Genomic DNA, 26,975 nt, shown 5'->3' on the forward strand with positions numbered 1-26,975 from the left:
TTGATGTTATGAAAGTGGAACAGGTCCTTTGACGCGGACCGCATCGAATTCACGACGAATACTTTCATTGGCTTTGGCTTCATCTTCTGCCGACCAGCCGAGTTCGCTACGCATTAAGGCGAGAACACCATCTGCGTACTGTTCAGCGTGAGGGAAATCAAAGAAGACGGCCGAGGCACGACGGTTCAAGAAGTCGCCGGGTTGCATGACGAGTTCAGCTTCTAATCCATATAGAAGGGCGCCGAACCAGTGTAACGGTAATTGATAACGAGCTGCCTCGTCGCCACGTGTCCGAATCAACTCGTAGACACGTTCGACGTTCGTACCGTAACGTTGGATGAGCCATGTCGCCTCATTCGGTGACAATCCAAGTGCTTCTCCTTTTGGTTGTTGTTCTTTCAAGTAGCGGGCAAATCCTTTACTTCCTTGTGGATGACCACCACCAAGCAAGATATCGTGCGTGCGGGAAGCGAGGTAAATCCGATTTTCTTCTGTCTTGAATTGGTCTGCGACCATATCGATGATTCGTTCTGCCATCTTCCGGTACCCGGTCAACTTACCACCAGCGATTGACATCAGCCCGGATTTCGAGACGAAGATTTCATCTTTTCGGGACAGTTCACTCGGATCCTTTCCATCTTCATGAATGAGTGGACGAAGTCCGGACCATGTCGATTCAACGTGTTCAGGTCGTAACTCGACGTTGAACATTTGATTCGTCGCCTCTAAGATATAGTCCTGATCCTCGACAGTGACACCCGGCTCAAGAATATCTCCTTTATAATTCGTGTCGGTCGTTCCGACGTAGGTTTTCCCTTCGCGTGGAATCGCAAAAATCATCCGACCATCTGGAACGTCGAAATAAACGGCTTGTTGGAGTGGGAAATGCGCTTGATCGATGACGAGATGAATCCCTTTCGTCAGGTGAAGTGATTTCCCAGCTTTCGAACCATCTTTTTCGCGTAGTTCGTCGACCCATGGACCGGTTGCATTGATGATTTTCTTCGCCCGAATCGTATACGTTTTTTCACTTAAGACGTCACGGACTTCGACACCGACAACTTTTCCATTGTGGTAGACGAGCGATTCAGCCTTCGTATAGTTTACGGCACGTCCACCGTAACCAACGGCTGCCTTTAAGACTTCGACCGTCAGTCGGGCATCATCCGTTTTATATTCGACATAACGACCGCCACCGACCAAGTGTTCCGAACGTAATAGTGGTTCGTAACGTAACGTTTCTTCTTTACTGAGCATCGTCCGGCGTTCATGGCGTTTGACGCCTGCGAGCTGGTCATAGACGCGTAAGCCAATCGAGGTCGAGAAGCTGCCAAACGTCCCGCCTTCGACGAGTGGAAGCATCATCCACTCCGGCGTCGTCACGTGTGGGGCGTTCTCATACACGATGGCACGTTCTTTTCCGACTTCGGCAACAAGTTTGATCTCAAACTGCTTTAGATAACGCAATCCACCATGGACGAGTTTCGTCGATCGGCTCGATGTCCCTTCGGCGAAGTCCTGCATCTCGATCAATCCTGTCCGCATGCCTCGACTTTGTGCGTCAAGCAGAATACCGGCTCCCGTGATACCGCCCCCGATAACGAGCACATCTAAAAGTTCTTGTCCCATCTCTTCTAACCAAGCTGTCCGTTCTGTACTTGAAAACATCTTGTCTTCCCCCTGTTCGTCTGAATGGATAGTTAGTCTACTTTTATCCATGTACCCGATTTTGCACTCTTTTGAGCACGATCAATGATTTTCATGACGAGTTCAGCCTGTTTCGGAGAGACAGGTGGTGTTGTCCGCTTACGAATAGCTGGCGCGAGATCTGTATAATAATCGCCAAATTGCCCGGAGACAAAAGGAAAGTCTTCAATGGGTCCGTTTGCTTCAGCCAACTGATAAGTCGTTCGTTTCGTATCGACTTCATCGACAAAATAGCTTGCTTGTGTCCCGTGTACCATTAGCGAAGGACCAACAGCCGGAACGATGGAACCGATGTGTAAAATAGCGCGTCGCGTACCGAATGCTAAAATCAGATGTGTATAGTCATCAACGATCCCACCTTGCCGTTGAATCGTTTGGTCACAAAAGACGCGATCCGGAATTTCATCGAAGGCGACGAGTGCTTGATCAATCAAGTGTGACCCCAGGTCATACAGTAGACCGGCACCGGGCACGTCCTGTTCGCGCCAACGATCTTCAACGTCTGGACGATAGCGATCATAATGCGCTTCGAACGTTTGGAGAGTGCCGAGACGTCCGGATTCGAGTAAGGTCATCAGCGTTCGAAAGTCCTTCGTATACCGACGATTATGATAAACTGTCAGTAACCGATCGTGTATACGTGCTAGTTCTGTCAACGTTTCGGCTTCTTCAAGCGTGACAGTGAACGGTTTCTCGACGAGTACATCACAGCCTGATAGCAAAGCGAGGCGCGCAAGTGGATAATGTAGTTCATTTGCTGTCGCGATGACGACTAAATCAATCTGTTCTTTAGCGAGCAAGTCTTCAAGTGTCGAATAAACAGGTAGCGTCACGTCATAAGCAGCGACTGCTTCCGGACGACTCGACTGAACAGCAACTAACTGATAATCAGGTGCGTGTAAATAAGGAGCATGTAAATGTTCACCGGCAATACCAAAACCAACTAAAGCGATACGAATCATGGAAAACACATCCCTTTCAAGTTCATACCCTCAATCTACCACAAGGAGGAATACAAGATGATTACGGAACAACATATCATTGAAAAGATGCGTCAAGCGATGCAACGCATTGAGCAAACGACAGGAGCCGCCCAGAAAGAGCAGATTGCAGCGATGAAGGCGTACTGTGAACTATTACTTGAATCTGAGGCGACATCAAGTTCAACGATATCGCTACCTACGTCAACACCTCAGGCAACACCAACAGTCGATCCGATGTTAGCGCGCTTCATGGGTGTTTCGCAGGATAAAGAAGAAAAAGGCACTTCCTTGCTCGATTTTTGAATGAAATGACGCGATTCAGGGAATAACCATCACAGTTGAAATGAGAAGGGGAGATACGTCATGAAAACAGTAATCGTCATTGGAGCAGGACCAGGGAATGGATATGAGATCAGCAAACGATTCGGACAAGAAGGCTTTCAAGTCGTTTGTGCGGCGCGGACACAAGAAACACTCGCAGCCGTTATCACGGAACTAAAAGAAGCGGGTGTGGAAGCGGTCGGAGTGGAATGTGATGCTTCTCGAAAAGCCGATATCGCATCACTCATCGAATGGACAGAGGAGCAGTACGGACAAGTTGATGTCTTAGTCTATAATGCTTCGATTTTACATCAAGCGTCTGTCCTTGAAGTCTCAGCAGAACAGATTACGAAAGAGTTCGAAATCGATGTGCTCGGTGCACTGCATGCCGCACAACTCGTTGCTCCGTCGATGCAAGAACGAAAAGACGGCGCGATCCTGATTACTGGAGGCGGCGCTGCGATGCAAGCGATCAAATCGTTGCCAGGGCTTTCAATCGGGAAGGCAGGCGTTCGACAAGTGACGCATATGTTACATGATACATTGAAGGAAGACGGTGTCTACGTCGGAACTGTCACGATTGCCGGAGAAGTGAAGCGTGGCACGGCACTTGATCCAAAAAATGTAGCGGAAGCGTTCTATCAACTTTATACGAACCGAAATGAAGTCGAAACGGTTCTATCAGCAGACTAACGAATAACCAAGATAGCATATGCGGGTTCGGGCTTTGACCGGATCCGTATTTTCATGGAAAGGAGCGAAACAAAAGTGAGACGATACGCCATGATGAGTCTACTTTTTCTATTCGTTCTCATCGGTTGTGCACCAGAAGAAACCGATGTGCTTGGCATCAAACAACCGGATGACGAAAAGGTCACGAAGGCGACGGTCGAGCGCGTCATCGATGGGGATACGTTAAAAGTAAAGTTGGCGGATGGAAAAACGGAGGACGTTCGTCTACTCCTTGTCGATACACCAGAAACCGTCAAACCGGATACACCGGTTCAACCATATGGAACGGAAGCGTCAGCGTTTACGAAAGAGACCTTACCGAGCGGAACAGCTATTCGGGTCGAGCGTGACCATTCCCGGACCGATCGATACGGAAGATTACTCGCATACGTCTGGTACGGTGATAAGATGTTGAATCAGGAGTTACTTCGAAAAGGGCTCGCACGTGTAGCGTTCGTCTATGAGCCGGATACACGTTATGTCGATATGTTCGAACAGATCGAACAGGAAGCCAAGCAGTCGAAGAAAAAGATTTGGGAGCACGATGGCTACGTCACAAATCGTGGCTTTGACGCTCAAGCGATTACAGAAACGAAATCCTGCGAAATCAAAGGCAACATCAATCGGTCAGGTAAAAAAATCTACCATGTACCGGGAGGGCAGTCCTACGATGAAGTGAAGCCGGAGCAACGATTCTGTACGGAAAAAGAAGCAGAAGAAGCCGGATTCGTCCGCGCTACACGCTAATGAATGCAAACAAAAAGCCATCTACCGATGGCTTTTTGTTTATTCTACAGGTGGTGAGGGAGATTGATACTGTTGTACTTTATCATCTTCATCAAAGGAGATCGTGACATCGGTGACCCCTTTAAGAATTCGAATTTGCAGTTCAAGCCGGTCCTTGATGTCGTCCGCTTGGGCAATCGTTAAGTTAGGATCCACTTCAATCTCTGTCTCGACATGGAAGTGATCCCCTTCCTTGATGACTTCAAGTTTTTCGATATCCCGAACGGCCTCATCACGTAAGAGAATTTCACCAATTTTAGCAGTCAGTACTTCATCAATTTCACCGAGCGCACCGGCAGCGTTTTGAATAAAGACATTATAAACGACGTAAAACATCATCAGACCAATCAAAATCGATGCAATGCCCTCTGCTTGATAAAACGATGTGTAGTGTGAAATCAGAACAGCGATGATTGCGATGATACCACCGAGAGTCGCAACAAGATCTTCCATGAAGACAAGACGTGTAGCTGGTTTTGCCTGCCCAAGATGGGTGAAGCTTTGACCAACAAGTGTCAACCCTCTAGACTTAAGCCCGGTTTCATGAGCAATCTCGATCATCGCTTTATAAAAGACGCCGACTTCGAGTACAACACCAATTCCAAGTGCCGTCAAAATGATCCAAAGCCCAGTCGTCTCTTCGCCAGGACCATGTGTGATATGCAAGATGCCTTCCCGGATCGTCTCATACGCAAGCAACGCGACGACGATGATTGCAGCCAGTAACACGAGGTTAACAAGGCGACCGAATCCGTTCGGAAACCGTTTCGTCGGTGCTTTTTTACTGAGAGCAGAACCGATATAGACGAAAAACTGATTCGCCGCATCACCGATTGTATGCATCATTTCGGCAAACATCGCCACATTCCCAGTCAAGATATAAGCGACGAACTTGATGATAGCAATGATTGTATTGACGACAGCAGCAGCAAGGGCTGACTTATTGCCGCGACGGATCAATGAGAAAAAAGTGGCCATGAGCGGTTCTCTCCTTGTCTATTCAAAATAGGTTAACCGCGTCCTGCTTGGAAAGACGGATAAAGTGTCATCCCACCGTCCGCAAAGAGTGTGATCCCTGTGACATAACTTGCTTCGTCTGACGCAAGCCATGCGGCAACGGCAGAAATCTCTTCTGGTTTCCCGATGTTGCCCATTGGGATCATGCTCTCGACTTCTTTTCGTTGTTCTGGATCTTCGAATTTTTCAGCATTGATCGGTGTATTGATCGCACCAGGTCCAATCGCATTGACCCGAATGCCTTTTGGTGCATATTCCATCGCAAGAGTTTGTGTCATCAATTTGACGCCACCTTTACTCGCAGCGTAGTGGACGAACGTTGGCCATGGAATGATTTCATGAACACTCGACATGTTGATGATGCTACCTTTGACATCGTGTTCGACGAAGTACTTCAGTGCTTCACGCGCACCGAGGAATGCACCTGTTAAGTTGACGTCGATGACTTTTTGCCAGTCTTCGAGTGACATTTCATGAGATGCTGACGGCATCTCGATTCCCGCGTTATTGACGAAAACATCCAACTGACCAAAGTGTGCGACAGTCTCTTTGACGAGGTTGATCATATCGTCTTCCTTCGAGACATCTCCTTGGACGATCAGGGCTTCGCCACCCTGTTCTTTAATCGATTCAGCGATTTTCTTCGCTTCTTCCGGGTGACTGCGGTAGTTGATGACGACACGCATGCCTTCTTCTGCATAGCGGCGAACGACAGCTTCACCGATTCCCATTGATCCACCTGTTACGATGGCGACTTTTCCTTTTAAACTTTCATACATGATGCTTCACTCCTTCATTATTGTTTCGTAAATCCAATCATGATTCCGCCGGCAACGACTAAAATACAACCGATGATGACAAAGGTCATCTCTTTCTTTGTCTTCGTTTCTTTCAGTAAGAGGACACCGCCAATCGTTGAGATGACGACCCCTGTTTGGGAGAGGGAGAAGCTCGTCGCGACCCCGACTTTTGCTGTGGCAAACAGTAAAGCGACGTTCCCGACAGCCCACATGAGTCCACCAACCGTATTGCCGGCTGTTTTTTTCGTGAAGAGATCTCCTTCTCGTAAAGAAAGAAGAATCGCACTCACGACCATCCCGACAGCTTGTGGTAAGACTGCTTCCCAGCCATTGATATCGAACCAACGGGCAATGACGACGTAGCCGACATACCCGACAGTCGAGATGAGGAGGAGCGTCAGACCTTTTCCTATATTCTCATCTTCTTTACTCTTATCTTCCTTGTAAGACGTGAAAGCTGCTCCGGCAATGATCAATACAAGGGCACTGATTCCGAGAATCAACGCAGTTGTCGTTGACCACTCTCCGAAAGCGAGAACACCGAACAATGATGTTCCGACGAGTTGCATTCCTGTTGAGATTGGCATCGTCTTTGAGACACCCATCTGACGAAAGGCAGCAAACTGATTTTTTTGACCGAGCGCCCAGAAAGCACCAGAAAAGAATCCGGCGATCCAAGCAGTCGTCGACAGCTCTGGGCTGACAAAAAAGAAGGTGACGATCGCGAAAAGCAACGCACCCAGAGTCGTACCGATAATTTGTTGCGCCGTTGAACCTCCGATTTTCGAGACGACGAGCGGCAACGATCCCCACATCAATGCAGGAACGATGGCAATTAAAATATCAATCAAGTGTTTCACCTCTCCTTACTATTATCTCTCTACTTGAAGCTGTACCCCGCGAGACGCGAGGAAAAACCTCGAAGCGCGAAGAAGAGTTATTCTGAAATAAAAAAACGCCCACCGAAGTGAACGTTTACTGGTATTTCGTTTATCGGAACGGTTCGTCAGCAATCCGAACGATTTGTCGTCCGATTCGGCGACCATTCCATAAAGCGATGACCGCAATCGTCAAGGAAATCCCCATGACATCGTACTGCGTAAAATAATAGCCGAGATAACTAAAAGGTAGGCTGATGATTCCGACGAGTGAACTCGTCCACTGCCGGATTTTGAGTGATTCGATGTTCGCGACGCGAGAGAACTTTTGTTGCTCCATGATCCGCCAACGCGTCGGTTCGCTGAGAGCGTCGTTGACAAGGCGCGGGAAGGCAAGCAATCGCGCACCGTAGGATCCGGCAATCTGTAGGTAACGGTTTTGGTTTTTCCCTTCGTCATCGAGCCAACGTCGAACCATTGGCTTGGCTAACTCGAGTAGATTGATTTGTGGTGAAAGAATCTGAAGGATCCCAAGAATCGTCGAGGCAGCACGACCGAAGAACGCGAACTCGGCAGGAAGCTGGATCGGTTCGTTTCGGACGAGCAATTCGATATCGGATAAGACCTTCTCAATCAGCTTCGTATCGACGTTTTCCATATCACTCTCGAGATAAAACGTGACCGCTTTTTCAATCGCTTGTCGGATGTTTTGCTTATTCGCATTCGGCAACAGGAATCGTAAATCTTCTAAACCATCGACGATCGCATCGTAATCCAAGGTGACGAAAGATTGGAGGATTCGTTGAATCGCCCGCATGTCATCAGGCGTCGTCGCTCCAATCATACCGAAATCTAGCAAAACAATTTTGCCATCAGACTGGACAAGGACGTTACCTGGGTGTGGATCGGCGTGAAATTTCCCACCGAACAGTAATTGCTCACCAGCGTTTAAGAATAAATTACGCGCTAGTTCGTCACGGTCAATCTGATGTTCTGCTAAATAATCGAGGTCGGTGATACGTGTCCCGTCAATCCATTCCATGACGAGCACCCGATTCGTACAATGTTCTTCATAATAACTCGGAATATAGATGACAGGATTCGTCTCGTACATCTTTTTAAAGTAGAGACCGTTTTTTAATTCAGTTCGGTAATTCAATTCATCACCAATGACGAAGACCATTTGGCGGTACAGACTTTGTAGATCAGTCGATTTGTTTAATGACGTCCGACGTAACATGGCGATGACGATGCGCATGGCACGGAAATCGGTCTTGATGATTTGTTCGATATTCGGTCGCTGGACTTTGATCGCGACTTTTTTACCGTTTGATTTTAAGGTTCCGCTGTACACCTCACCAATCGAGGCAGAAGCGACAGGACGGGGACTGATGTCCGAGATGATCTCTTCAATCGGCATGCCCCAATCTTCTTCGATGATCTTTCGTGACTCTCCGAGTTTGCTTGAAGGTACTTTATCGACCAGTTCGGTCAGTTCCATCAAGACGGATGGTGGGAACAGATCGGCTCGAATCGATAAGAACTGGCCGAGCTTGATCAGTAATCCTTCTAGCCGTAATGCTTTTTTCTTATAGTCACGCGCAATCCGGATCATGATGCGCTCAAACTCTTCGTTGTTCGTACCTGGCCGGTTTTTCCGGGTGAATCGATAGATCGTAAAAATGTAACGTGCGAACATCGTCACGATGACGACGATGCGATAAAACGCCCAACGTTTCATACGGTCACCTAGCTTCCTGTACAGTTTGTTTCAGTATAGGTTACTTTACCTAAAAACGTCACTCGCAAACGGTCGAAACGGTGACAGAAAATTAATGCTTTACGGAAACTAAAAAGAGAGTATAGTAAGTATTGGAATTTCTTTGTAGAAAGGTGAAATGTGCGCATGTCCTGGGACTTATTGAATATCATCGGCACGGTCGCTTTTGCGATGAGTGGTGCGATTGTTGCGATGGAAGAAAAATATGATTTATTCGGTGTTTGGTTACTTGCTTTGATCACAGCATTCGGCGGCGGTGCCATTCGTAATTTACTGATTGGTGTACCGGTATCCGCTCTTTGGTCGCAAGGTGGTCTCTTCTTAGTCGCAATTCTCGTTGCGTTGTTGATCTTCATGTTACCCCAGTTGTTTTTGCCGCACTGGACACGTTGGGGCGTCCTCGCGGATGCGCTTGGGTTGTCGGCGTTTGCGATTCAAGGTGCTTTGATGGCGACAGCAAAAGGATTGCCGTTGTCTGCGACGATTTCAGCAGCTGTGCTGACTGGTGTTGGTGGTGGAGTGATTCGGGATTTACTCGCAGGTCGGAAACCACTCGTCTTGCATAAAGAAATTTATGCGATGTGGGCCGTCATGGCAGCTCTCGTGATTGATCGCTTCCAATTGACGAATCCTCTACATTTGTTCACATTGCTTGGACTCATCACGGTTTTACGTATGCTATCGTATTATTATGAATGGAATTTACCAGCACGACGGTTAGGGGGAGAATAAGCATGAAAGTTTTCATTATGATTGGCGCGATCTCGATGATGTTATCGGTCGCACTAGGTGCATTCGGTGCACACGCTTTGAAAGATATGCTAACGGAACGGATGCTCGCGAACTGGCAGACAGGCGTACTTTACCAGATGGTACACTCGCTCGGCATCCTAGCACTCGGGGGACTCTTGTTAAAGGTATCGATTCCACAATGGTCATTAGCAGCATGGCTGATGCTTGCCGGTATCGTTTTCTTCTCCGGTAGTCTGTACGTCATGGCATTGACGAATGTGACGAAACTTGGAGCGATCACACCAATCGGTGGTGTCTTATTCATCGCAGCATGGATTTTTGTCGCAATCGGCGCATACAAAGGGTTATGAGGATAAACCGTTTTTCTTCAGTTGATCTGAAGAAAAACGGTTTTTTTTCATACGAAAAACGCCTACTCAGTTCAGAGTAGGCGAAGGTATCAAAACGGACTCACCGTTTTGCCGTTTGTGTTTTATTTAGCTTCGATAATGCTTGCTCATAGCGATCCAGTACGCGATCTGCAACCGGTTTCAGCTCTTTTGAAAGCACAGCGAATTGCAATTCACGCGATCGTGTCGATCGGTTCATAGCATTCCCCATGGTAATTCCTCCTTACGTCATTCAACCTACTGTTTTATAGCCGCAAGGAGTATATTCCCATGAGATATTTCAATCAAACGTCATTCAACACATTAAAGTGCAAAATGAGTATTTAATTGTTCACTTTCAAGACGGTTGCCGATGAAGAACTCACCAAACTCACCGTACTTCGCGCTGACTTCATCAAAACGCATTTCGTAGACGATTTTCTTAAACTGAAGAATATCGTCTGAGAAGAGCGTGACGCCCCATTCCCAATCGTCGAATCCAGTTGATCCACCGATGATTTGCTGAATTTTTCCAGCGTAACTCCGACCGATCATCCCGTGACGATACATGAGCTCTTTACGTTTCTCCATCGAGAGCGTGTACCAGTTGTCGCCATCGCGACGTGACTTGCTCATCGGATAGAAGCAGATGTGCTTCGCTTGCGGCAGAATCGGATAGAGACGATCACGCACGTACGGATTTTCGTATGGGTTCCCTTCGCCTGAACCACGGTACGTACCGAGTTCGACGACAGAGACGTAAGAGTACGTCGGGATCAAGTAATCATAGAGATCAAGTTTCTGCATTTTGACTTCGACGTCTTGGATTTGTTCCATCGTTGGACGAAGAACCATCAAGACGAGATCAGCTTTTTGACCGATGATTGTATAGAGTGCGTGGCTTCCGTCTTTTGTCGCTTCGACATCAGAAAGCTCTGAGAGGAAAGCTTGGAACTCTTCAATCATGCGCGCGCGGTCTGTCGCGTCGATTTGTTTCAAGCGTGACCAATCGATCCGGCGGAAATCATGTAATGTATACCAGCCGTCGAGTGTTTCAGCGGCTTGTTGCGTAGCAGTCGGTTCAGATGTTTGATGTTGCATGGGATGACCTCCTGAGTCTGAAATAAGTTGTCTTTTTCCATATCCTATCTTATCACATTCTATGGATGGGCTTCGCCCAAAAAGGTCTTTGTCCATGAAGTCGTAACACATGAAAAAAGCAGAGAGTGGGTAAAAGGGGAAGGGGAGATTATTTTGCTTGGAAATAGTCTCTGTATCATTCTTGAAAATGACTGTAATAGTCGATTAATATGGCTTCAGTGCTTTTGTTAGATAACTTTTTTGCAAATTGTTTTAATAACGATTGAGAACTGTGTATAATAAACGATGGAAAAGAAAATCGATCAAATCGACGACGTCGTGTTTACCTAAAAAGGAGAGAAACTCATGCAATTATTCGATATGTTAGAACAAAAGATTAAAGCGCACCAACCGAAAATCGTCTTCCCAGAAGGAATTGACGCGCGTGTTCTTGGCGCAGCTGTCCGTTTGAAGAAAGACGGTCTCGTCACACCGGTCGTCATCGGACCACGTGTACAAATCGAAGAAACAGCAACAGCAAACGGAATCGATGTCACTGGACTTGATACGATTGATCCTGCTTCTTACGCTGGAATTGATGAGCTCGTCGCATCGTTCGTTGAGCGCCGTAAAGGGAAAGCAACTGAAGAGCAAGCACGTGCTGTCATCTTAAAAGACGTGAACACGTTCGGTACGATGCTCGTTCACACAGGACAAGCAGAAGGTCTTGTATCGGGAGCAATGCACGCAACAGGCGATACAGTTCGTCCAGCACTTCAAATCATCAAAATGCAAGAAGGCTATAAAAAAACATCAGGCGTCTTCATCATGGTACGTGACGAAGAGCAATACGTCTTTGCAGACTGCGCGATCAACATCGCACCGGATGCAAACGATCTAGCAGAGAACGCAATCGCATCTGCGAAAACAGCGAAAACATTCGGTATCGATCCGAAAGTGGCATTGCTTAGCTTCTCGACAAAAGGTTCAGCAAAATCACCAGAGACAGAGCGTGTCGTTGAAGCAACTCGTATTGCTAAAGAACGTGCACCGGAGCTTGCAATCGATGGCGAACTTCAATTCGATGCTGCATTCGTTCCAAGCGTCGCGAAATCAAAAGCACCAGAATCAGATGTCGCAGGTCAAGCGAACGTCTTCATCTTCCCAAGTCTTGAAGCTGGAAACATTGGCTACAAAATCGCCCAGCGTCTTGGTGGATTCGAAGCAATCGGTCCGATCCTTCAAGGTTTGAACAAACCGGTCAACGATCTTTCACGCGGTTGTAACGAAGAGGATGTCTACAAACTCGCGATCATCACGGCAGCACAAGCGGTCGAAGAACGCCAAGCCTAAGCATGGTGTGAAAAAGTCTTTACTTTTTCGCTAAACCCCGTACAATGGTACACATCACGAAAATCACGAAACGTAAACGTATAGCAACGCTCGTATAATAGTGGGAATTGGCCCACGAGTCTCTACCGGATCGCCGTAACGGTCCGACTACGGGTGGTGAGTTACTGCTCTCTTTTTTGACGTACAGTGGCTGCCCCCGGGTAGCGGCTGTACGTTTTTTCGTTTTTAAAGAGGAGAATGCATGTATGAAACGTCTACACGACATGATTAATCAAGAGGGAATCGTCTTATCGGATCAAGTATTGAAAGTGGATGCCTTTTTAAACCACCAGGTCGACCCGACCTTGATGTGGGAAATCGCCTATGAGTTCATGGACCGCTTCCAAGATGCCGGGATCACGCGGATTTTGACAATCGAAGCAGGTGGTATTGCCCCGGCAATGATGACGGCGCTCCGTTTAGGTGTACCAATGGTCTATGCCCGTAAGACGAAATCCGTCACCTTGAATGAAGGGACGATTTCAGCTGAAGTCTTCTCGTTTACGAAACAACAGACGAGTACGATTACGGTTGCAGAAAAATACCTGCAACCAGGTGAGCGTGTCTTGATCATTGACGATTTCCTCGCAAACGGGGAAGCGGCATTTGGTCTTGCTCGCCTCGTTGAACAGGCAGGTGCAGAAGTTGCCGGTTTTGGAATCGTCATTGAAAAGTCGTTCCAACCGGGACGTCAAAAACTGATCGACGCTGGATTCCGCGTCGAGTCACTCGCTCGCGTGGAGTCGTTGAAGGACGGAAAAGCGACGTTCGTCAATTCGGTGACCATATGAGACTATCAAACTTCAAAGCCGCTAGTCTCGGACTTCAGCATGTGCTTGCGATGTACACCGGAGCAGCTGTTGTTCCGCTGATCGTCGGGAGTGCGATCGGATTGTCGGGAGAAGAACTCGCTTATTTAGTGGCGATTGATCTTTTCATGTGTGGCGTAGCGACCTTATTACAAGTACTCGTCACGAAATACACAGGTGTCGGTCTTCCTGTCGTGCTCGGTTGTACCTTCACGGCAGTCGGTCCGATGATCGCGATCGGTAGTCTTCAAGGGATCACGGCGATTTACGGTGCTTTGATTGCGAGTGGGCTGATCATTCTCGTCATCTCAGGCTGGTTCAGTAAGATTGCAGTCCTGTTTCCGCCAGTCGTCCTTGGTTCTGTCGTGACGATCATCGGCATTTCCTTGATTCCGGCTGCGATCAATGACATCGGAGGCGGACAGGGCGCGAAGGACTTTGGTGACGCACGTTATCTCGGACTCGCTGGACTGACGATCGTCTTGATTTTAATCTTGAATCGCTATGGAACTGTTTTCTCAAAAGCAGCAGCCGTCTTGATTGCTGTGATGATCAGTACACTCGTTGCGTTCGGAATGGGGATGATCGACTTCAGTCCGGTGGCGGAAGCGTCATGGTTCCAAATGGTGACACCGTTTTACTTCGGTGTACCGACATTCAATGCGACCGCTATCTTGACGATGACGCTCGTGGGTCTCGTCTCGATGGTCGAATCGACAGGTGTATTCTTGACACTTGGTGAGATCACGGATCGTCGCTTGACGGATAAGGATCTAGCGCGTGGCTACCGGGCAGAAGGGGTTGCAACGATCGTTGGCGGTATCTTCAATAGTTTCCCGTATACGACCTACAGCCAAAACGTCGGTCTGGTTCAGTTGACTGGCGTGAAGACACGTAAAGTCATCTTATTTGCGGGCGGATTTTTAATCTTGCTCGGCTTCTTACCAAAAGTGGCGACGTTTACGACATTGATTCCAAAACCCGTCCTGGGTGGGGCAATGTTGATCATGTTCGGAACAGTCGCAGCGAGCGGGATTCGTATTCTGTCCCGGGTCGATTTCTCGAAAAATGAACACGTCATCACGGTGGCACTCGCGCTCGGAATTGGTTTAGGAATCAGCATGAATCCGGAGATCGTAGCCGGTCTCCCGTCACAAATCCGTGTCTTGACGGATAGCCCAATCGTCGCGGGATCGCTGACGGCATTATTACTGAATGGCATCTTCCGATTGACCGGGAAGTCCGAGACAGCAGATGTACCACTTGCTAAAGTTGATTAACAATTGTAACTTTCCGAAAGGAGCCATCCTGTATACTATTTAGTAGCAGATGGTTCCTTTTTTTATATTGCTATTGTAATCAGAATATTCCGAGTATGTGGATTTGGTGAGAAATATTGGATGAAAACGTTTACAAAATCGACACATCTTCTTTATACTGACAACGTAGCGGTACGGGGAACTGCTAAGAAACAAACAGAGACGGGAAGGACGTCGTAAAAATGAAACAACAGACAGAGTTGAATCGGGGACTGGAAGAACGTCATATTACACTAATGTCGCTGGGGGCGGCAATCGGTGTCGGACTCTTCCTCGGGTCAGCGAAAGCGATCCAACTGGCAGGTCCAGGGATCTTACTTGGTTATCTGATCGGTGGTATTATCATCTTCATCATCATGCGAGCACTTGGGGAGCTTGCGGTGCGGGAGCCGGTAGCTGGTAGTTTTGCGGAGTATGCCCGGAAGTATGTCAGTCCATTAGCTGGTTTTTTAACAGGTTGGAATTATTGGTTACTCTGGATTTTTACGTGTATGGCGGAAATCACAGCAGTCGGTATTTACATGAAAGTATGGTTCCCGGATTCCCAGGGCTGGGTATGGGCACTAGCAGCACTTGTCTTGATGACGAGCATCAACTTCATTGCTGTTAAATTTTATGGTGAATTCGAATTTTGGTTTGCGTTGATTAAAATCGTCGCGATCGTCGCCATGATCATCTTAGGAACTTTGACGATCGTCATTGGTCTTGGGAACGGCGGCACACCAGTTGGGATTTCGAACCTGTGGTCACATGGTGGATTCCTACCGAACGGGTTCACTGGTGTACTTCTTGCCATGCAGATGGTCATGTTTGCGTTCTTAGGAATTGAAGTGATTGGGGTCACAGCAGGGGAAGCGAAGAACCCGAAGAAAACGATTCGAAAAGCCGTTAACAACGTCTTCCTTCGGATTTTAGTATTCTACATCGGGGCGCTCTTCGTCATTTTATCGATTTATCCGTGGGATCAAGTTGGTGCAAATAACAGTAGTCCGTTCGTATTACTATTTCAATCGCTCGGTATTGAGTCAGCAGCCGGCATCATCAACTTTGTTGTCTTAACGGCAGCACTCTCGTCATGTAACTCGGGTATCTTCTCGACAGCCCGGATGATGATGAACTTATCCGAGAACAGTGAAGCACCACGTCGCTTCTCGAAAATCTCGAAAAACGGTGTTCCAGCACTGGCGACGATTCTTTCAGGTGTCGCATTGCTAGTTGGTGTCGCCTTGAACTACTTCTTACCGGAAGATGTTTTTGCAATCGTAACGAGTATCGCGACGTTCGGAGCCGTCTGGACGTGGGCGATGATTCTGATCGCTCAGATGCGGGCACGGAAGGTACATGGTTCAGCAGAATTTGCTGTTCCGTTCTTCCCGATTGCCAATTACATTGCCCTCGCGGCACTTGCCGGTGTCATCGTCTTGATGGCATTTGATGCAAGTACGCGCATTGCTTTGGTCGTTGGACCACTGTGGTACGCAATTCTGATTGCTGTCTATTATGCACGGGGAATGCATAAGGAGACACGTCAGTCGATTCGGAAAGCATCAGGAGAATAATAAAACGGGCGGATCCGGAAACGGGTTCGCTTTTTCATCACTTCGTATCAAACGGTTTCGTTTTGTTTTAACGATAGATTTGCTACACTTACGACAGAACCATACAGGAGGTCATACGAGATGAAAACGATTCATGTAGACGAGTTACAAGAGCGATTAGAGGCAGGCGAAGCGTTGCACGTCGTCGACGTCCGTGAGCAGGATGAATACGATGCAGGACACATTCCGAACGTCCGCTTCCTTCCGATGTCTGAGATCGGCGAACGCTATACGGAGTTGCAAGAAGGTGAAACCTACTACTTGATCTGCAAAGCAGGCGGACGGAGCGAAAACGTCGGTCGTTTCCTCGAGCAGTACGGATATGATATTGTCAACGTCGAAGGCGGTATGATGAACTGGAAAGGCGATCAAGAAGCATAAGGGTAAGCGTTATCAAGGAAGACGACTCGAAATGAGTCGTCTTTTTTCATGTGAACGAGTACACGTTTATCGATTTTTCTATGAACATTTTTCGTTATTCTTCCGATAGAGAAGGTAGAATAGCGAGTCCTTGCACTCGAGAATGGAGTGACACATGGAACAAAAGATCAAACGAACGATGAGCATCAAACAAAAATTAATTCTGACATCGATTCTCTTATTAGTAATTCCAGCGCTCGTGATCGGATTTGTTGCCTACAATCAGGCGAAACAAACGATGACGGAGCAAATTCTGCAATCGGCACATGGTGGAGTCGATCGGATGAACGATGAGATCCAGAACATCATTGATCCGATGCGACGCGATGTCGCCTTTTTTGCGGACCGGATTGACGGCACGCTTTATCAAAAAGGAAAACCGAATGCAGCGTTAAAAGAAAAAATGACAGAATATCTCGACATGCATCCGCAAGCAGCGAACATTTACTTCGCGACGACGGAAGGGGATATGAACATTTTCCCGGAACAGGTCATGCCAGAGGATTACGATCCACGTGAACGCTCGTGGTATCAATCAGCGGAAGCTGCTGGCGGAAAAGTCGTCATCACCGATCCGTACGTTGATGCTGCCTCGAACAAGATGATGGTGACACTGTCGCAGACGACCGGCAACGGGAAAGGTGTCGTGGCGGTTGATGTCGATGTCGACCGGATCGCGGAAATCGCAAAAAAGATTAAAATCGGTAAAGAAGGTTATGTCACGATTCTCGATTCGAATAAAAAATTCGTCACTCATCCGACACTGAAACCAGGTGAGAAGGCGACAGGGAACTGGGTCGCCCCCCTCTATGCGGAGCCAGCCGGACAATTTTCTTATGAATTTGAAAATGAAGGCAAACAGATGGACTTCATGACGAACGACCTGACGAAGTGGAAGGTTGCCGGAACCCTGTACGATCAAGAAATCACAGATGCGACGTCAAGTATTCTTTGGACGACGCTTGCTGTCATCGGTGGGATGTTACTCATTGCGGCGGTCTTCATTTACTTCATTCTTCGCTCGATCCTCCGCCCACTCGGTCATTTGACACGTGGAGCAGAACGGATTCAATCTGGTGATTTGACGGAACCAGTCATCGTTGAATCAAACGATGAGGTTGGGCAAGTCGCGCAAAGCTTTAACGTCATGGTCGACTCACTCCGCTCGATCATCATCAATCTTGATCAGTCGATCACACAAGTGGCCGGTTCGTCGCAGGAATTAATGGCGAACTCTGCCCAGACGACGTCCGCATCGGAACAAATTGCGGGATCGATTCAACAGGTCGCAGCAGGGGCGGATCAATCGAAGCGTCAACTTGATGCGAACGCTGTTTCGTTACAGTCGATTACAGCCGGCATCATGCGGATCGCTGAGAGCTCGACCGATGTGTCAGAGCTATCACGTTCAACGGCAACAGAAGCCGAGAACGGAACAGTTGCTGTCCTGCAGAATGTCCAGCAGATGAAAGAAATCGATGCCTCCGTTCAAAACTTTGGTGGTGTCATCAGCTCACTCGCACATCGTTCGAATGAAATCGGGAAAATCGTCGATGTCATCAACGGCATTGCCGAACAAACGAATTTATTGGCACTGAACGCGGCGATTGAAGCAGCACGGGCAGGCGAAAACGGAAAAGGCTTTGCCGTCGTTGCAAGTGAAGTGCGTAAACTAGCAGAGCAGTCACAGGATTCAACGAAGCAGATTGCACAGCTGATTCAAAACATCAAGCAGGAGACAGATCAGTCAGTCACGATGATGAAAGAAGTATCAGGACAGACGAAAGCCGGTTTATCGACGACAGAAGCATCAGCAGAACGATTCCAGAAGATTCTCGAACGGACGCAAGAGATGACACCGCGAATCGAAGATGTGACAGCAACTGTCGAGGAAATCGCAGCGAACGTTCAAGAGGTTTCTGCCTCTGCAACCGAAATCGCACATATCGCGCAAGAGAATTCATCGGCGTCGAAACAAGTCGCAGCGACGACAGAAGAACAGTTGAGTGCGATGGAAGAGATTTCGCAATCAGCCAAAGCATTATCCGATATGGCGGAAGAATTACAGGTTCTCGTTGCCCGTTTCCGTGTTTAAGCCATCGATTATACAAAGCAAGGAAGCTAGTCTTCCTTGCTTTTTTTTGTCTGTCACCATTTTGTGACGAACTGAACAAATAGCTTGGAATCCTTGTGAATCCGGGCTTGAGATGGTACTAAATCGGGAATTTAATAAATATCTAAACACTTCGAAGGAGGTGGGTGCGATGAAGCAGTTACGCAAGATGAGAGAGTGGAGTGAAGCGGGGCTTTTGGACGAAGCAACCGTCAAACGAATCGTCGATTACGAGAACAATCGTAAGGAAAAGCAACGTCTACCGCTCTTGTTGATTGTAGGGGGTACGTTCGTCGTATTGGCTGTGTTCAGCTTTTTAGCCGCCAACTGGCAAGTCATGCCGGTCGGATGGAAAATCGGACTTGTCGTAGCACTCATGTGGAGCTGTTACGTCATGGCGGATCTTTCGGAACGTCGGAGTATGTTGCATCCGATTGTCTTCCGAATCGGTGGAATCCTAGCGTTTGGCGCCTCGATTCTCGTCGTTGTTCAAAGTTTCCACTTGCCGATGGAAGGATCATTACTCGGATGGTGTGTGTTTGTCGCCGCGTTAGCGCATTATGTGCTTTGGCGTCATGAAGCATACGGTGTCGTCGCCTTCCTTTCCGGATGGACGATCTTCACGAGTCTCGGTGGTTTTGGTCAAGAACAGGCGAGTTATCTCGACTGGATATCGTTCGGTCTGATGGTCGTGCTGTCGTTCAGTTGGTTTTACTTCAGCCAACGTCTGCCATCGCTTTTGTTTAGCTGGCTGTTTCTCTTCTTCAGTGGTCTCTCCTTGTTTCTCCTTGTATCATATGACGGATTCCTGTGGCCGGTCTGGACGCTATTTTTACTCGTTCCAGTTCTTTGGCTTGTTCGTGAGGAGTCCAATCGTCGGATCGTCGAAATGGTCTATCTGGTCGTTGCTGCCATCAGTTCGATCGTCTATCTGTCTGTACGTGCGGAATCAAATGCCGCATTACCATCTATGACAGAAGCGATTCTGCTAGCTATCGTATCCATCGGATTAGGAATTTTCCTCTATCAAAAACGTCGCTCCTTATTGTTTATCGTTCCGCTTGGATTCGTCGGAGTCCTGTGGCTCGATGAACAGGCAATTCTACTCGCCATCCTCGTTGAACTATCGGCGCTAGTCTATTTGTTGTATCAAGAACGCCGTCATGCGGTCGTCTGGCCAGCCTTTCTCTATTTCATTCTCGTTCAAATCGCGATATACGTCATCTATGCGTGGGATCGGTTGAACATGTCCTTATTTTTCCTCATCGGTGCGCTACTCATCTTCCTATTATCCGGTATCTTATGGTGGTTACGCCGTAGAGGAGGTGTGGCGTCATGAAACGCTATCTCATGCCCGTATTGCAGACGTGCGTCGTCGGTCTGTTGATTGTCAGTTTTTTTGCGACCTCCTGGTTCGGAACATCGTACCGTTTTCGGGCAGAACCGTTTGATCCGTTTGATCCCGTTTACGGCGAATACGTGATGCTGCAGTATCCGGATTTAAAACCAGGTCCGACGATTCAAAATGGGCGTGTCTATGTCAGCTTCAAGACCGATGCTTCTGGTTATGCTCAAATCGACCGGATTTCGAATGAACGATTCTTCGGAAGTGTCGCCGGCGACTATTACGATCAATACGTGTCGATTCCACAATTGACGCAGTATTATGTCGAACAGGGAAGCGGAAAACAATATGAAAAAGCAAAAGCACTGGAAGTCCGTGCGGATGTGTCACCATGGGGAACGATCCGGACGACGAATTTAAAAATTTCTGAGTAAAAAACCTTGCGTCAGGAATGAAACGGTTGTACTATTAATTTAAATTTTCAGACAACTAAATCTGCATGCGTAGACGGGAAGAGTAAAGTGATCAGAAATCGATAGAGAGTCTCTGTTGCTGGAAATGAGACGATTTCGTCATTTGAAGATGGTCCCGGAGCAGTCGGAAGAACGTGAACCGTGTTCATCAGTAGAACCGACCGGTAGGACGGATACCGTTAGCATTCCAGGGAGTCTCGTACTCCTAGAGGTGGCTGAACGTGAGTTGAGCCATGAACGAAGGTGGTACCACGTGATCAGACATCACGTCCTGAGAGATAAGGGCGTGGTGTCTTTTTTGTGGGGACGTCCGCGCAGGAGGAGGATGACGAGATGGCAGAAGCATTGGTATTGCAATCAGACTTTGGCGTGAGTGACGGGGCAGTGAGTGCGATGTATGGGGTTGCCCATAGCATCAATCCAGAGATTCGGATTTTTGATTTGACGCACGACATTCCGCCCTTCCACATTTGGGAAGCGTCCTATCGGTTACTGCAGACGGTACCGTACTGGACGGAGCAAACGGTGTTCGTTTCTGTCGTTGATCCAGGTGTCGGATCGAGTCGAAAGAGTGTCGTCGCGCGGACGCATGCGAATCAATACATCATCACACCAGATAACGGAACGTTGACGCATCTTTGGCAAGCCGGATACATTGCTGAAGTGAGGCAACTCGATGATCGACGGCATCGCTTACCTCGAATGGGTGAATCGTATACGTTTCACGGACGAGATATCTTTGCCTTCACGGGTGCTCGGTTATCGAGCCATGTCATCACCTTCGAGGAAGTAGGACCCGTTTTACCTGCTTCGGACATCGTCTTGCTCGACCGGACACTTGCCTCGTCGTCAGATACCGGTGTTACCGGTATCGTCGAGATTCTCGATGTTCGCTTCGGAAATGTCTGGACGAATATTCCGGTCGCTCTCGTTCGTCAGGCGGGTCTCGACATCGGTAGCCACGTCAAGGTAACGATTTCGTACCGAGAACGGATTGTTTACGAACAAACACTGCTCTTTGGTCATTCGTTCGCCGATGTGCCGGTTGGTTCAGGCGTCGTCTACATCAACTCGCTGGATCAGATTGCTCTTGCCTTGAATCAAGGTTCGTTTGCGCATGCATTTGAGGTTGGAATCGGAAATGATTGGAGTGTTAACGTACAACATATTAAAGGAGGAGATCGAACATGAAAGGATTTACGACAAAACAGATCGTCGCAACCGGGATCGGAGCAGCAGTATTCATCATTTTAAGTCGATTCGCTGTGATTCCGACAGGCGTACCGAACACGTCAATCGAGACATCCTATGCATTTCTCGCATTCATGGCAGTTTTGTTCGGACCAGTCACAGCCGGTTTGATTGGTTTAATCGGTCATGGATTAAAAGATGCGATTTTATATGGATCCCCGTGGTGGAGCTGGGTCATCGTATCCGGGTTCGTCGGCTTTGGCATCGGATTGATCGCTAACCGGATTCGTCTAGAAGAAGGCGGATTGACGACACGTAAAATCGTCTTATTCAATGTCACACAAGCCATCGTGCAAGCGATCGGTTGGATCATCATTGCACCGGTACTCGATATCTTAATTTACACGGAGCCAGCGAACAAAGTCTTCGTCCAAGGGGCTGTCGCTGCGACATCGAACATCTTGACGGTCGGTGACATTGGAACGTTGTTGCTCGTCACCTATGCGAAAACAAGAAGTAAAGCAGGCAGCTTGAAACGCGAAGCTTGACCGAATGAGCTATGATCCTGTGCGAAGAGACGGCAGGATCATAGCTCATTTAGCTTGGGGGGGAGAAGGACATGACAAACGTAATCGAATTTCAGGATTTTTCATTTACATATCGGAGTCAGTCGGAACCGACACTCCGACAGATTCAGTTAACGATTCAAGCAGGCGAACGCATCTTAATCGTGGGACCGTCGGGTTCAGGAAAAAGTACGCTCGCCCAGTGCATCAATGGGTTGATTCCGTTCTCGTACCCGGGAACGTGGGAAGGACAGGTCCTGATCAAGGATCAGGATGCCCGGGAGTTATCGTTATTTGATCGTTCGCTGCATATTGGAACGGTGTTACAGGATCCAGATGCGCAGTTCGTTGGTTTATCGGTTGGCGAAGACATCGCCTTTGCGCTCGAAAATAAACAGACTGGGCGACCGGAAATGCAGGAGATCGTCGAACGTGTCGCACGGATGACGGATGTCGAGACGCTCTTGCAAGCACGATTGAATGATCTATCAGGAGGACAACGACAACGGGCGGCATTAGCCGGAGTCCTCGTGGAAGATGCGGACATCTTACTGTTTGATGAGCCGCTCGCGAATCTCGATCCAGTAGCGGGACAAGAGGCGATGACGCTTATGGATCGACTGCAACGTGATACGAATCGCACATTGATTGTCGTCGAACATCGGATCGAGGATGTACTCGTCATTCCGTTTGACCGCATCATCGTCATGGTCGATGGCGAAATCATCGCTGATGATCATCCGGATGTCATCTTAAGTAACGGAAAACTGCAAGAAGCGATCTTGCGTGAACCTCTCTATGTCAGTGCCGCACGCTGGGCTGGGCTTGCCGTTCAACCTTCAGATCAGCCGAGCCGCATCGATCCCTTTTTAAAGCGATTCAACCAGACGAACGTGTTAGAGCGTTTAGAGAAAGCACCCCAAAAAGAGGTTGCAACCTCTACTTCATTGCTTGAACTCAATCAGTTGGCGTTTCATTATCGTCAAGGAACGCCGGTGCTTGAGAATGTGACGGCGACTTTTCAAAAAGGAACACTGACGACGATCGTTGGTCAGAATGGTGCCGGAAAATCCACGCTTGCGAAAGTGTTGAGTGGTTACCAACGGACGACAGGTGGTCGGATCCTGCTTGACGGAATCGACATCACGAACCAATCGATCGCAGAGCGAGCAGGAACGATCGGATTCGTTCTGCAAAATCCGAATCATATGATTTCGAAGCACCTCGTGCAGGAGGAAATCCGCTACGGGATGCAGGCGCTCGGACTGAGTGAGGCGGAAGAAAACGAGCGTCTCGAGCAGACATTACGTCGTTGCGGATTATATCCGTTTCGTAATTGGCCGATCCAAGCACTGAGTTTTGGTCAGAAGAAACGAGTGACGATTGCTTCGATTCTCGTTCGACGACCGGATATCTTGATTCTCGATGAACCAACAGCCGGTCAAGATTATCGGCATTATTCGGATATGATGGACTTTTTAGAAGGATTGAAGCAGGGCGGAATGACGTTACTCATCATCACGCACGACATGCATCTCGTCTTAGAATACAGCGATCAAGTCTGCCTCGTGCAAGCTGGGCGTATCCGTTATGCTGGACCATCATTTGGACTGCTGAATCAAGAACAATTGCTGCATCATGCCCATTTAAAACAAACATCGCTCTTTACGCTAGCGCAACACCTCGAAGTCGATCCGGAACGATTCGTCGAGTCCGTGATTACGGCGGAGCGAAAGGAGCGGGAACAATGGCTGTAGAAATGCTTGGCTATATTGAAAAAACGTCACCGATTCATCGATTGACGGGAACGACGAAACTGATCGGATTCTTATTATTTACGACAGCAACGATGTTCACCTATGATACACGTGTCTTACTTGTAATGGGGTTAGTCAGTATCGTGTTATTCCGATTGTCGCGTATCCAGTTTCGGGAAGTCCGCTTCGTCTTGATCTTTACAGCGATTTTCGTCCTGATTAATGCGCTCGCTGTTTATCTGTTCGAACCAGAGCAGGGCGTGGCAATCTACGGATCGCGCCACGTCTTATTTGAAGGCATCGGGCGCTTTACGGTAACGGCAGAACAGTTGTTTTATCTGTTTAATCTCATCTTAAAATACAGTGTGATCGTTCCGATTGCCGTGTTGTTTCTCGTCACGACCCATCCGACGGAATTCGCTTCTTCATTGAATCGGATTGGTGTTCCGTATAAAATCGCCTTTGCAGTTTCCTTAGCACTCCGTTACATTCCAGACGTACAAGCGGATTTTCGGACGATCGCGAATGCTCAAGAAGCACGAGGGATTGCTGTCTCACACGGCTCCCTTTGGCAACGGGCACGTAATAGTATCCAGATTTTACTTCCCTTGCTATTTACGAGTTTGGAGCGGATTGAGACCGTCAGTAATGCGATGGATCTCCGTGGATTCGGTGCCGGACGAAAGCGGACGTGGTACAACCAACAGACGATGACACGAATCGATTATGTCGCGATTGGCTGTGTGCTACTTTTGACGGTTTTGTCATTCGTCGTCACTTTCTATGATGGTAATCGCTTTTATAATCCGTTTTAAAAATGAGATACGAAAAAGGCAGTGGATGCGTCCACTGCCTTTTGTCATATGACCAATCCGCTTACGCAGATCGTTTTTGATTTTCCCAACGTGGTGAATTCAACAGTTCAATCCATTTCTTGACGGCTGAGATCGTGATGACGATCGCGAGCAGTCCCATCGTTACGGACAAGACCGTATTCAAGATGCTGAAACCTGGAGAATCGGGATTCGCATAGACGTTTGCGACCATCCAGATATCCGCGAACGTTACTGTGATCAGAAGATAGACGAGCGGGATGAACGTCGTCAGGGCATAGATTTTTTTGTCGGCGATTTTCAAGATGATCGTCGTTCCGATGATCAAGCCAATCGACGCCATCAGCTGATTCGATACCCCGAATAATGCCCAAATTGAACCAATGTCACCCGAAAACAGGAGATAGCCCCAGAAGAACGTCCCGAGTGCCGAAGCGAAGATCGCACCTGGAATCCAGTCGACACGTTTGAGTGGTTTGTAGAACTCCCCGAAGAAATCTTGAATCAAGTAACGGGCGACGCGTGTTCCTGCATCGATTGCGGTTAAGATGAAGACCGCTTCGAATAGAATGACGAATTGGAAGAAGAATCCGGCAATCTCTTTGAACCACGGGATGGCGCGGAAGATGAATGTCATACCGACGGCGAGTGAGACGGCACCACCTGTTCGACCTGCCAGATCGAGACCGATTTCACGGGATAAATCATCAAGATAGACCGTGCTCATACCAAGCGTCGCGAATACTTCTGGTGTTGAGTTGATGGCGAAGTAATCACCGACTTCAAGCGATGTCGCAGCGATCAATGCCATGACGGCAACAAGACATTCGACAAGCATAGCACCGAAGGCAACGGGTTTGATGTCGCTCCATCGATTGATCATCTTCGGTGTCGTACCAGAACCAACGAAGGCGTGGAAACCAGATATCGCACCACAGGCAATCGTGATCGAGATGAATGGCCAGACTGGACCAGCGATGATTGGACCACCACCATCAACGAACTTCGTGAATGCTGGGAATCGAATGTCCGGGTTGATGATGAAGACACCAACGATCAAAGCAAGAAAGACACCGATTTTCATAAAACTCGATAAATAGTCGCGAGGTGCGAGTAAGAGCCAAACTGGCAGTGCAGCAGCAAAGAACGCATAAATCGGTAAAGCAATCGCGAGTTGACGGGATGAAAGGTCGAACCAGTCACCGATGAATGTTTCCGTCAACTGAGGACCGAAACCAATCGCAGCTAGAATAAGTAAAAAACCAACTGTTGAAGCAAGTGCTAGATTGCCACCTTTACGTAAGTAAATCCCAACGAACATCGCGATCGGAATCGTCGAGAAGACAGCGAATGTACCCCATGGGTTATGTTCAAGTGCGTGCAAGACGACCATCGATAGACCGGCCATCGTGATCGTGATGATGAAGAGCATCGCCAGACCGGCACAAAAACCAGCGACTGGTCCCAGCTCTTTTTTAGCGACTTCAGACAGCGATTGACCGTCTTGGCGCATCGAGGCAAAAAGAACAACCATATCATGGACCGCTCCACCGATGACGGCACCGATTAAGAGCCACAGTAAGCCGGGGAGATATCCGAACTGAGCAGCAAGGACAGGTCCGACGAGTGGACCGGCAGCAGCGATTGCCGCAAAATGGTGTCCGAACGAGACCCATTTGTTCGTTGGGACGTAATCTTTTCCATCCGCTAATTTATGAGCGGGCGTTTCGCGATCATCTTTGATTTTTAAGACTTTCGCAGCCATGAACGTTCCGTAGAGACGATACGCGATTAATAAGATACAGATGACAGCAATAACGATTGGAGTAGCGCTCATCTAAAATTCCTCCTCTTGAATGAACTATGATGGATTTAGTATACAAGTTATGGAAGCGCTTTCTTTGATTTTTAGATGAGTTGTCGGTTTCGTTCGATGAAAGGTTGAAAATGGACC

The 26,975-nt window shown here is 48.1% G+C and carries 26 protein-coding genes and 1 riboswitch; of the genes, 17 read left to right on the forward strand and 9 right to left on the reverse strand.

All coding sequences use genetic code 11. The features are described 5' to 3' along the window. Nucleotides 1–6: 6 nt before the first annotated feature. Together P401_RS0115660 and P401_RS0115665 are read right to left on the reverse strand one after the other, a co-directional pair. Nucleotides 7–1,668 (reverse strand): glycerol-3-phosphate dehydrogenase/oxidase, encoded by a 1,662-nt coding sequence (locus P401_RS0115660; protein ID WP_029343170.1) that lies wholly within the window; start codon nt 1,666–1,668, stop codon nt 7–9. Between the two features lie 32 nt (nt 1,669–1,700). Further along, a complete protein-coding gene (locus P401_RS0115665; RefSeq protein ID WP_029343171.1) occupies nt 1,701–2,669 on the reverse strand; it encodes a Gfo/Idh/MocA family oxidoreductase in 969 nt (322 codons plus the stop codon). Nucleotides 2,670–2,726: 57 nt separating this feature from the next. Between P401_RS0115665 and P401_RS0115670 the strand changes: the two genes are divergently transcribed. The 3 genes from P401_RS0115670 to P401_RS0115680 all read left to right on the forward strand — a co-directional run bounded on the left by P401_RS0115670 (nt 2,727) and on the right by P401_RS0115680 (nt 4,490). Further along, on the forward strand, nt 2,727–2,993 hold the full coding sequence (locus P401_RS0115670) for a DUF5327 family protein (protein ID WP_029343172.1): 267 nt from the start codon (nt 2,727–2,729) through the stop codon (nt 2,991–2,993). A 60-nt stretch (nt 2,994–3,053) separates the two neighbouring features. Then, the gene (locus P401_RS0115675; protein ID WP_029343173.1) at nt 3,054–3,704 is read left to right on the forward strand and encodes an SDR family NAD(P)-dependent oxidoreductase; all 651 of its coding nucleotides are present in this window, start codon (nt 3,054–3,056) and stop codon (nt 3,702–3,704) included. Between the two features lie 75 nt (nt 3,705–3,779). Continuing rightward, nucleotides 3,780–4,490, forward strand: a complete 711-nt coding sequence (locus tag P401_RS0115680) for a thermonuclease family protein (RefSeq protein WP_236627127.1) — start codon at nt 3,780–3,782, stop codon at nt 4,488–4,490. 39 nt (nt 4,491–4,529) lie between these two features. On the opposite strand, the gene P401_RS0115685 is transcribed toward P401_RS0115680, so the two are convergent. The 4 genes from P401_RS0115685 to P401_RS0115700 all read right to left on the reverse strand — a co-directional run bounded on the left by P401_RS0115685 (nt 4,530) and on the right by P401_RS0115700 (nt 8,965). Continuing rightward, entirely contained in the window at nt 4,530–5,507 is a 978-nt protein-coding gene (locus P401_RS0115685) for a cation diffusion facilitator family transporter (RefSeq protein ID WP_029343175.1), read from the reverse strand. A gap of 32 nt (nt 5,508–5,539) precedes the next feature. After that, nucleotides 5,540–6,325 (reverse strand): SDR family oxidoreductase, encoded by a 786-nt coding sequence (locus P401_RS0115690; protein WP_029343176.1) that lies wholly within the window; start codon nt 6,323–6,325, stop codon nt 5,540–5,542. A 17-nt stretch (nt 6,326–6,342) separates the two neighbouring features. Further along, complete coding sequence (locus tag P401_RS0115695; protein ID WP_029343177.1) at nt 6,343–7,194, reverse strand: GRP family sugar transporter; 852 nt, start codon at nt 7,192–7,194, stop codon at nt 6,343–6,345. A gap of 142 nt (nt 7,195–7,336) precedes the next feature. Next, nucleotides 7,337–8,965 carry an ABC1 kinase family protein gene (locus P401_RS0115700; protein WP_029343178.1) on the reverse strand — a complete coding sequence of 543 codons (1,629 nt, stop codon included), beginning with the start codon at nt 8,963–8,965 and terminating at the stop codon, nt 7,337–7,339. Between the two features lie 165 nt (nt 8,966–9,130). On the opposite strand from P401_RS0115700, the gene P401_RS0115705 reads away from it, so the two are divergent. Together P401_RS0115705 and P401_RS0115710 are read left to right on the forward strand one after the other, a co-directional pair. After that, a complete protein-coding gene (locus P401_RS0115705) occupies nt 9,131–9,736 on the forward strand; it encodes a trimeric intracellular cation channel family protein (protein WP_023466752.1) in 606 nt (201 codons plus the stop codon). A 2-nt stretch (nt 9,737–9,738) separates the two neighbouring features. After that, entirely contained in the window at nt 9,739–10,107 is a 369-nt protein-coding gene (locus P401_RS0115710) for a DUF423 domain-containing protein (protein ID WP_029343179.1), read from the forward strand. Between the two features lie 100 nt (nt 10,108–10,207). Here the strand turns inward: P401_RS0115710 and P401_RS18715 are convergent, their stop codons facing one another. Continuing rightward, complete coding sequence (locus tag P401_RS18715; RefSeq protein ID WP_169738100.1) at nt 10,208–10,357, reverse strand: hypothetical protein; 150 nt, start codon at nt 10,355–10,357, stop codon at nt 10,208–10,210. A 92-nt stretch (nt 10,358–10,449) separates the two neighbouring features. Continuing rightward, nucleotides 10,450–11,226, reverse strand: coding sequence for a hydrogen peroxide-dependent heme synthase (hemQ, locus tag P401_RS0115720; protein ID WP_029343180.1), 777 nt, complete (start codon nt 11,224–11,226; stop codon nt 10,450–10,452). Between the two features lie 345 nt (nt 11,227–11,571). Here hemQ and pta point away from each other — a divergent pair, with 345 nt between their 5' ends. From pta to P401_RS0115780, 12 genes are all read left to right on the forward strand, one after another. Then, on the forward strand, nt 11,572–12,558 hold the full coding sequence (gene pta, locus P401_RS0115725) for a phosphate acetyltransferase (RefSeq protein WP_029343181.1): 987 nt from the start codon (nt 11,572–11,574) through the stop codon (nt 12,556–12,558). A gap of 70 nt (nt 12,559–12,628) precedes the next feature. Beyond that, nucleotides 12,629–12,728: riboswitch (purine riboswitch) on the forward strand. 75 nt (nt 12,729–12,803) lie between these two features. Continuing rightward, nucleotides 12,804–13,388, forward strand: a complete 585-nt coding sequence (locus tag P401_RS0115730) for a xanthine phosphoribosyltransferase (protein ID WP_029343182.1) — start codon at nt 12,804–12,806, stop codon at nt 13,386–13,388. After that, nucleotides 13,385–14,686: a nucleobase:cation symporter-2 family protein gene (locus P401_RS0115735; RefSeq protein WP_029343183.1), complete on the forward strand. Its 1,302-nt coding sequence runs from the start codon at nt 13,385–13,387 to the stop codon at nt 14,684–14,686. The genes P401_RS0115730 and P401_RS0115735 overlap by 4 nt, the downstream gene beginning before the upstream one ends. A gap of 221 nt (nt 14,687–14,907) precedes the next feature. After that, nucleotides 14,908–16,284 carry an amino acid permease gene (locus tag P401_RS0115740; protein WP_029343184.1) on the forward strand — a complete coding sequence of 459 codons (1,377 nt, stop codon included), beginning with the start codon at nt 14,908–14,910 and terminating at the stop codon, nt 16,282–16,284. Nucleotides 16,285–16,404: 120 nt separating this feature from the next. Beyond that, entirely contained in the window at nt 16,405–16,704 is a 300-nt protein-coding gene (locus P401_RS0115745; protein WP_029343185.1) for a rhodanese-like domain-containing protein, read from the forward strand. Between the two features lie 154 nt (nt 16,705–16,858). After that, nucleotides 16,859–18,838, forward strand: coding sequence for a methyl-accepting chemotaxis protein (locus P401_RS0115750; RefSeq protein ID WP_029343186.1), 1,980 nt, complete (start codon nt 16,859–16,861; stop codon nt 18,836–18,838). A 169-nt stretch (nt 18,839–19,007) separates the two neighbouring features. Beyond that, nucleotides 19,008–20,195 carry a DUF2157 domain-containing protein gene (locus tag P401_RS0115755; protein ID WP_029343187.1) on the forward strand — a complete coding sequence of 396 codons (1,188 nt, stop codon included), beginning with the start codon at nt 19,008–19,010 and terminating at the stop codon, nt 20,193–20,195. Beyond that, nucleotides 20,192–20,635, forward strand: a complete 444-nt coding sequence (locus tag P401_RS0115760) for a GDYXXLXY domain-containing protein (RefSeq protein WP_023466766.1) — start codon at nt 20,192–20,194, stop codon at nt 20,633–20,635. Before P401_RS0115755 ends, P401_RS0115760 begins: the two co-directional genes overlap by 4 nt. 372 nt (nt 20,636–21,007) lie before the next feature. Further along, nucleotides 21,008–21,865 carry an SAM hydrolase/SAM-dependent halogenase family protein gene (locus P401_RS0115765; RefSeq protein ID WP_029343188.1) on the forward strand — a complete coding sequence of 286 codons (858 nt, stop codon included), beginning with the start codon at nt 21,008–21,010 and terminating at the stop codon, nt 21,863–21,865. Continuing rightward, on the forward strand, nt 21,862–22,413 hold the full coding sequence (locus tag P401_RS0115770) for an ECF-type riboflavin transporter substrate-binding protein (protein ID WP_029343189.1): 552 nt from the start codon (nt 21,862–21,864) through the stop codon (nt 22,411–22,413). Before P401_RS0115765 ends, P401_RS0115770 begins: the two co-directional genes overlap by 4 nt. 71 nt (nt 22,414–22,484) lie before the next feature. Then, nucleotides 22,485–24,188 (forward strand): energy-coupling factor transporter ATPase, encoded by a 1,704-nt coding sequence (locus tag P401_RS0115775; RefSeq protein ID WP_029343190.1) that lies wholly within the window; start codon nt 22,485–22,487, stop codon nt 24,186–24,188. Then, complete coding sequence (locus P401_RS0115780; RefSeq protein WP_029343191.1) at nt 24,179–25,003, forward strand: energy-coupling factor transporter transmembrane component T family protein; 825 nt, start codon at nt 24,179–24,181, stop codon at nt 25,001–25,003. The genes P401_RS0115775 and P401_RS0115780 overlap by 10 nt, the downstream gene beginning before the upstream one ends. 61 nt (nt 25,004–25,064) lie before the next feature. Here P401_RS0115780 and P401_RS0115785 read toward each other — a convergent pair whose 3' ends face one another. After that, on the reverse strand, nt 25,065–26,858 hold the full coding sequence (locus P401_RS0115785; RefSeq protein WP_029343192.1) for a carbon starvation CstA family protein: 1,794 nt from the start codon (nt 26,856–26,858) through the stop codon (nt 25,065–25,067). Nucleotides 26,859–26,975 lie beyond the last annotated feature (117 nt).

Source organism: Exiguobacterium acetylicum DSM 20416 (assembly GCF_000702605.1).
Classification (GTDB): Bacteria; Bacillota; Bacilli; order Exiguobacteriales; family Exiguobacteriaceae; genus Exiguobacterium_A; species Exiguobacterium_A acetylicum.